6 protein-coding genes and 2 pseudogenes are annotated in these 7182 nt (G+C 43.0%); 6 read left to right on the top strand and 2 right to left on the bottom strand.

Going from position 1 to position 7182, the window contains the following annotated elements:
• Positions 1–233 (top strand): annotated as a pseudogene (locus L5M18_RS18980) (IS4 family transposase); the annotation flags it as partial.
• Positions 234–244: 11 nt separating this feature from the next.
• Positions 245–907 (top strand): annotated as a pseudogene (locus L5M18_RS18975) (NADP-dependent oxidoreductase); the annotation flags it as partial.
• 134 nt (positions 908–1041) lie between these two features.
• Here the strand turns inward: L5M18_RS18975 and rssA are convergent.
• A complete protein-coding gene (rssA, locus tag L5M18_RS18970; RefSeq protein ID WP_105252908.1) occupies positions 1042–1989 on the bottom strand; it encodes a patatin-like phospholipase RssA in 948 nt (315 codons plus the stop codon).
• 250 nt (positions 1990–2239) lie between these two features.
• Between rssA and L5M18_RS18965 the strand changes: the two genes are divergently transcribed.
• The 4 genes from L5M18_RS18965 to L5M18_RS18950 all read left to right on the top strand — a co-directional run bounded on the left by L5M18_RS18965 (position 2240) and on the right by L5M18_RS18950 (position 5355).
• The gene (locus L5M18_RS18965; RefSeq protein WP_113938824.1) at positions 2240–3595 is read left to right on the top strand and encodes a DEAD/DEAH box helicase; all 1356 of its coding nucleotides are present in this window, start codon (positions 2240–2242) and stop codon (positions 3593–3595) included.
• Positions 3596–3798: 203 nt separating this feature from the next.
• Positions 3799–4236 (top strand): DUF3010 family protein, encoded by a 438-nt coding sequence (locus L5M18_RS18960; protein ID WP_028760422.1) that lies wholly within the window; start codon positions 3799–3801, stop codon positions 4234–4236.
• Positions 4237–4284: 48 nt separating this feature from the next.
• Positions 4285–4809, top strand: a complete 525-nt coding sequence (locus L5M18_RS18955; protein WP_028760423.1) for a M48 family metallopeptidase — start codon at positions 4285–4287, stop codon at positions 4807–4809.
• Between the two features lie 90 nt (positions 4810–4899).
• Positions 4900–5355, top strand: a complete 456-nt coding sequence (locus L5M18_RS18950) for a hypothetical protein (protein WP_317629903.1) — start codon at positions 4900–4902, stop codon at positions 5353–5355.
• Positions 5356–5727: 372 nt separating this feature from the next.
• Here L5M18_RS18950 and L5M18_RS18945 read toward each other — a convergent pair whose 3' ends face one another.
• On the bottom strand, positions 5728–7029 hold the full coding sequence (locus L5M18_RS18945; protein WP_113938827.1) for a peptidoglycan DD-metalloendopeptidase family protein: 1302 nt from the start codon (positions 7027–7029) through the stop codon (positions 5728–5730).
• Between the last annotated feature and the right edge of the window lie 153 nt (positions 7030–7182).

Raw genomic sequence — 7182 nt, 5'->3', positions numbered from 1 at the left:
TGATGGTTCAATGCCTGTTGTGGCTAGTTGGTTTACACGCACAGCAACAGGGCTGGGATAAGCATTTTCAGGCCAATACCATTGGGCATCGAACGGTACTCTCAACGATTCGCTTGGGATTGGAGGTACTCAGGCGGCCTGATTATCAAATCACGGAGAAAGAATTGCTGGCGGCCTGGGTATTATTCGCCAATCAGTTGCTCAAATATGGCTATGCTATGGCTGATTTATGAGGGGATCCTTCAGAACTACGCTTGATAATTCACATTTCCTCGGCGTACTCGGAATGCCAGGCATGACAGCTTGGACAGGACTGACTCGCATTACAGATTTAAAAGCGGGTGAGACACTGTTCGTTTCCGCAGCCTCTGGCGCAGTAGGTAGCGTAGCCTGCCAAATTGGTAAACTAATAGGTGCTCGTGTAATAGCCTCTGTCGGTTCAGATGAAAAAGCTGAATTATTAAAAAGTTATGGTGTTGATGCGGTCATCAATTACAAGACTTGTGGCAATCTTACCCAAGCGTTGACAAAAGCAGCCCCAGAAGGGGTTGACGTGTATTTTGAGAACGTCGGTGGCGAGCATTTAGCCGCAGCGCTAAGCAATATGAAAGATCATGGACGTATCGCTGTTTGCGGTATGATTTCGCAATATAACAACACAACTCCAACACCTGGCCCTGACAACTTAGCCCTAATTGTAATGCGAAAACTCAAGTTAGAAGGTTTTATCGTATCCGAACATTGGGCGCATTATCCTGAGTTCACCGCAAAAATGGCTCAATGGTTAGCGGAAGGCAAAGTAAAAGCAGAACAAACAATTTATCAAGGGCTTGAACAAGCACCTGATGCTTTTATCGGTCTATTTGAAGGTAAGAATCGCGGTAAAATGTTGGTCAAACTAGCCTAAGTCACCAACAAAGCGGTATAAACATCTCAATATGAGATAGCAAATAGTCGGTATCGCAAAAGTGATACCGACTTTTGTTTATCTGGCAATCAAACGCTATCTATATAAAACTTTTAACTCTACATTTTGACTCATCAGCCCTTCCAGAGCGCTGCTTCAATCAAGTGGGCGACTTTCTCCACCGCCGCTTCGCCGGCGGCAATCGCCTCATCAGCACGGTGAAACTCCATAGTGCCGATATTTCCCACCTCTGGCACAATACAAATATCTGGTGGATCGCCCATCAACCGCGCCCGTTTATGCCTTTGCTCTAAAATACCCATAGATTGCGACATCACAGCAATCATCCCCGGATTCGATTTAGTACCGAGTGAAAACTTATCGGTTAGGTTACTGACATAATCTCGGCCACGGGCAAATAAATCCATAAAGCCCGTTTCTTGTCGCGCTGGCATATCCATTTCAGCTTGGACAGTCCTTTGACTGGTCATATTCACGGGTAACACTTGGATACGCCCAGAATGATAGCCATATAAATCCACTGCAATCACTACATCAACGCCCATGGCACGGCTGACCGAAACAGGCACAGGATTCACTACAGCACCATCGACTAACCAGCGTTCTCCTTGTCTGACCGGGGCTAAAATCCCCGGCATGGAGCAAGAGGCCCGTACCGCTTGCCGTAAATCCCCTTCAGTAAACCAAATTTCCTGACCAGAGTATAAGTCAGTCGCGACGGCTGCAAAGGGACGATTGAGATTCTCAATATTCACATCTCCTATACGTGCATGCAGCACATCGAACACCTTGTCTCCACCGATAAGCCCGCCTTTACGCCATCGAATATCCATCAAGCCAAGCACGTCCCAACTAGAAAAACCGCGCACCCATTTTTCTAACTCGGGTAAATGATCATGGGCGTAAGCGGCACCCACTAAAGCCCCCACCGAACATCCAGCCACTTTATCGGGCTTAATACCCATGGCAGCTAAACCATTCAATACACCTATATGTGCCCAACCTTTCGCCGCCCCACTGCCCAAGGCAATACCTACCGAAGGGGTTGTTCCGTTAGCCATAAATCATTTCTCCTGTAACTCAATGCAGTACACGATAACGTAAAATCCTGCCATATCCACTGTCAATCGGTAAAAACGACACAATTAAGAGGTTGTAATACCAATGTAAATAAATACAATCAACAGAGCATAAATGGTGCACTTTCTACATCAATCCGTGCATGAAGCAGAGATAATCACCGATGTGGATAGCTGAGCAAGGATGATTAAGGCTATAATCTGCCCTTACTAAGATTTAGGGGATATACCTTTGCAATTTACCGATTTTTCTCTGGACCAGCGTCTGCTTCAAAGCATAAAACATATGGGGATCACAGAACCCACCGCCATCCAGGAACAAGCACTGCCTATCGCATTGGCAGGTAAAGATTTAATGGCGTCATCAAAAACGGGCTCAGGTAAAACCTTAGCGTTTTTGTTACCCGCATTGCAAAGAGTCATTTCTACCCGCTCACTGTCGAAACGTGATCCTAGAGTCTTGATTTTATTACCGACCCGCGAACTAGCGCATCAGGTTTATAGTCAGCTTCGCCTCCTTGTCGCCAACACCCAATACAAGGCCATCAGCGTACTGGGCGGGGAAAACTTTAATGACCAAGCCAAAGCTCTAGCGAAAGAACCGCATTTCATTGTCGCGACTCCAGGCCGTATCGCCGATCATTTAGAACAGAAGCATCTTTTTCTCAATGGCTTAGAGTTATTAGTCCTCGATGAAGCCGACCGCATGTTGGATTTAGGCTTTGCCCCGCAGTTAAAAGCCATCAACGATGCAGCCGATCATAAACGTCGTCAAACGCTGATGTTTTCGGCCACTTTAGATCACGACGAAATCAATGATATCGCAGCAACATTACTAAAAAATCCAGCACATGTGGCGATTGGCGCGGCTCACTCTGAGCATAACGATATTCATCAACGTATCTTTTTATGTGACCACTTAGACCATAAAGAAGCGTTATTAGCCCGTTTGCTCAAAGATGAAACCCATAAACAAGTGATCATCTTTACCGCGACGCGTCCTGATACTGAGCGCTTAGCGGCTAAATTAACCGCGCAAGGTTTTGCGACCGCCGCCCTCAGCGGTGATTTAAAGCAAGCCGCACGAAACCAAATCATGGACCAATTTGCCCGTGGCCAACAACAAGTACTAGTGACAACCGATGTCGCCTCTCGTGGTCTGGATTTGCTCAATGTGTCCTTGGTCGTTAACTTCGACATGCCTAAATTTGCCGAAGAATACGTGCATCGTATCGGCCGTACTGGTCGTGCAGGCGCAAAAGGTGATGCGATATCGCTCGTCGGGCCAAAAGATTGGGACAACTTTAAGAAAGTCCAAGTCTTCCTCAGAAAAACCTTTGAGATCAGCACAATTCCAGGCCTCGAAGCTAAATTTAGTGGTCTAAAAAGCAAAGCTAAACAGACGCCAGTAAAACGTGTTGCTAAAGCGGAGCTTGCTAAAGGTAAGAGCAAAAGAACCAAAGCAACCACACCAGCACCGTCGCGGGATAAGCGTTTCATCACGGGCGTGGATGTCGGCGATGCTCCTATGCGTAGAAAACCTGCTGCGGCGCAATTACTGCAAGACAATGATACTGAAGAAGTTTAAAACTAATTTATGCATAAATGCCGATGGATTTAACATCAGATATTATCTCTGATACAAATCACATAGGCATGATCTAATACTGGAAATTGACATACTAAAATTATCAGTCTGTCGCCAAGCGAATCAAAAGCGCAGGGTAAACACTGATCCTCATGTCATTTCCAGCTACAATAGCGCTATTATCGATATTTTGAAGGTGTAACATGAGAGTTTGTGGTGTTGAATTAAAAGGTGGCGAAGCCATTATCAGTTTATTGAGCTATGAAGGTGAAACCTTCAATGTGCCAGAATGCCGTAAGGTGTCTTTCACCGTTTCCCAATCTGCTACCACAGAAGCTATTCGTGAGTTTCACTTCGCTTTTCATAAGCTTATGCAAGATTATCGCGTTGATGAAGTTGTCATCATAGAACGTGAGCAAAAAGGTAAACTCGCGGGTTCAGCGACAAGCTTTAAACTTGAAGCAGCCATTCAATTAGGGGAATTACCTGTCAGTCTATTGTCTCCTGTCACTATCAAAGAGCAAAACAAGCGCAATCCACCCCAAGTTGATTTCGATAGTTTAGATCTTAAAAAAGTACAGCAGTTAGCTTTCGAAGCCGCTTATGCCCATCAAAATCGCCGAATTTTTGGCAAAGTATAAGTAATGTGATGAACTCAGGCTCCGAAGTCATTCGGAGCTAAATCCTCTATGAATCCATTAAAGTACTTAAACGGTTACAGCCTTGATATTCAGCAGCAGGTACAGCAACATCTCGATGCTGGCACATTACCCAAGCTATTGCTGAAACGTCATCCTGTCATACATAGCGTTCGTAGCGATAAAGCGCTGTACGACTATACTCAGACGATTAAAAATCAATTTTTACGCCAGTCCTCCCCGCTCTCAAAAGTGATATTTGATGACAAAATTAATATTAGCCATCATGCACTTGGCTTGCATTCTTACGTAGCACGAGTTCAAGGCAATAAAATCAAAGCGAAGAACGAAATTCGCATTTCTTCGCGTTTAAAGCGTGTGCCAGAACCTTTGTTGCGTATGGTCGTCGTACATGAATTAGCCCATTTAAAAGAAAAAGATCACAACAAAGCTTTCTATAATTTGTGTACCCACATGGAGCCGGATTATCACCAGTTTGAATTTGATTTGCGCTTATTATTGACTTGCATCGACGCTAACATATCCCCTTATTCTGCAGATAAAGTCGACACCTGACCTTCGTATATTTTTCGCCCAAAACTTGACTGATAATAGTTTTCATTTAGAATGTTGTAGTATCTAGTGCTGCAGAATACTGTAATGACAATGACGAAACAGAATATCGACAAACTCTTAAGCAAGTGGTGTAAAAAGCAAGCTAAAAAGCTACTCAAAGCACAGGTTAAATCTGTTTCAAACACAGGGAACGCTATTACATCCTCATCACATCTACGCGCGCAGACTGATAAATCTTTGACGAATAAAAAGGCTCAACGAAAGCACCTCACCCAATTACTCTCTAAGCATATTGCTCAGCAAGAATTTGCCCATAGCAATAAATCAACACTCAAAAAACAATTAAAACTCGCGAAAGCTAAGTTTATTGCCGCAAATGATGCGACATTTTCATCGACTATTATTACTCGACTTTCTCCTTTACCCACAGAACACAGCTTTGCATTACGTCCCTTTAAAAAATCACCCTGTGGTGGCTGTCCCGCATTAAAAGGTAAATTGTGCAAGTGCGCATTAAAAGTGATGCAAAGGCGCCACGCAAGCTGATAGGCACGATTTAGCACTGCATATTGGGTTCTCTGTTCAGTCCTTAATAAAAAACGTTATAAGCTCTTCAGCCGCACAATTTTCCTCTTCACAACCTTTTGAATGACTCGCTATAACACTTATAACTGAAGATCCTACCTATTTTATCCCCTTATGTTTTATCGCCACGACTTCGAATCGAACAAATTTTAAGCTTTTATACAACTCGAACAGTACTCGTGATAGCAGGAAAATGTCTACCATAATAAGTATTGTGGAAACAAAAATGCCGATGAAATTTTCATTCCATCGGCATTGATAAACTCTTCTAGAAAGTCAGTGCTATTGTTTATTCAAACTTTGATACTATAAATTCTATTAGCTTAGGTTTGGCTAACCTAAGTTCATTATAGCTTCACGACTCTTCACCATATTAGTGAATGTGCGTAAATCTTGATTCGCTAACTTGCTCGACATAGGAATATCGGCTTTCAACGGATCAACAGGTTTACCATTGATATGGAATTCATAATGCAAATGTGGACCAGTCGAACGACCTGTATTACCAGATAAAGCAATCACTTGACCGCGAGTTACACGTTGACCTTTACGCACTAACGCCTTAGACAAATGTAGGTAACGGGTACGGTACTTACCACCATGTTCAATCACAATATACTTACCAGCAAACTGATGGTCCGTAACTAAACTGACAATTCCATCACCAGGTGCAATAACTTTAGTCCCGATCGGCACAGAAAAGTCTGTTCCATTATGGGGAGAAATACGCCCAGTGATTGGGTGTTTGCGATGGCTGTTAAAACGTGAACTCATACGCGGTTGTTTAGCTAACGGATAACGTTGGAATGCCCGAACTAAACTCTGACCTTTAGCATCATAATAACTACCATCAGAATATTGATATGCACTAATTTCAGAACGGCCACTTTTAATACTGACGCCTAAAATTTGGCTACTTCCCGTCGGTTCACCTTCAACATATTGATCATTTACCAAAACTGAGAATTTGTCGCCAGCTCGTAAATCACGGGCAAAATTCAATTTTTCTTTGAGTAAATCTTCAATTCGCTGAATATCTGCAGCGGCTAAACCCATTTTTTGGGCTGAAACGTAGAAAGAACCTTTAATATCGCCAGTCAAAATTCGATTTTGCCAAACACCTTCAACGTTCACTTCTTCAACATTAAAACTACCGTCTTCATAACGCGTAAAAACCACTTGGCGGGCAGCGTTAAAATAAAGTTCTAATTTTTGTAACTGGCCTTCACTATCAAGCCAAAATTGCATTCTGTTACCAGGTAACAAGGTATCAAGTGCCAAAATGTTTAAATCAGCTTCTAAAACCTTATACATAGTCTGCTGATCAACACCCGCCTTGGAAAATAACCCACTTAAGGTATCACCGGAAACGATAATTCGCTCAAACTGGGGAGCATTATTAATGAGTGCAGCTTGATCTAGGACTTCAGGTTCAGAAACTTGAGGGAGAATATTTTCAATATCGAGAACAACAGGGATACGCTGAGCAGTTGGCGTAACATGGTTATTATTCGGCATCAACATCGCAGCACCCATCAACAAACTACCCATTAATAGAATGTTCTTTTGGGTCGATGATAAGTTCTGCAAACGGGTTTGCGATAAGTTGATAAAGTTGGGTTTGCCTGTTTGCAACGCTTTTCACCTTTCGTTAACTTTGCGTTCTATTTTTGACCAGTCCCTTTGAGGGAAGCCCGAATTTTTTCCAACTTATATCAAAAAACCGATTATGACAAACGCTATTTCACTCTTTTGTTGCACCATTAATGAAAAACATGCGCTAGTTGG

This window comes from Shewanella sp. SM20 (genome assembly GCF_025654545.1).
Taxonomy (GTDB): Bacteria; Pseudomonadota; Gammaproteobacteria; order Enterobacterales; family Shewanellaceae; genus Shewanella; species Shewanella oncorhynchi.
Note: the sequence above shows the minus strand (reverse complement) of the source record. Positions and strands in the feature narration are given on the sequence as shown.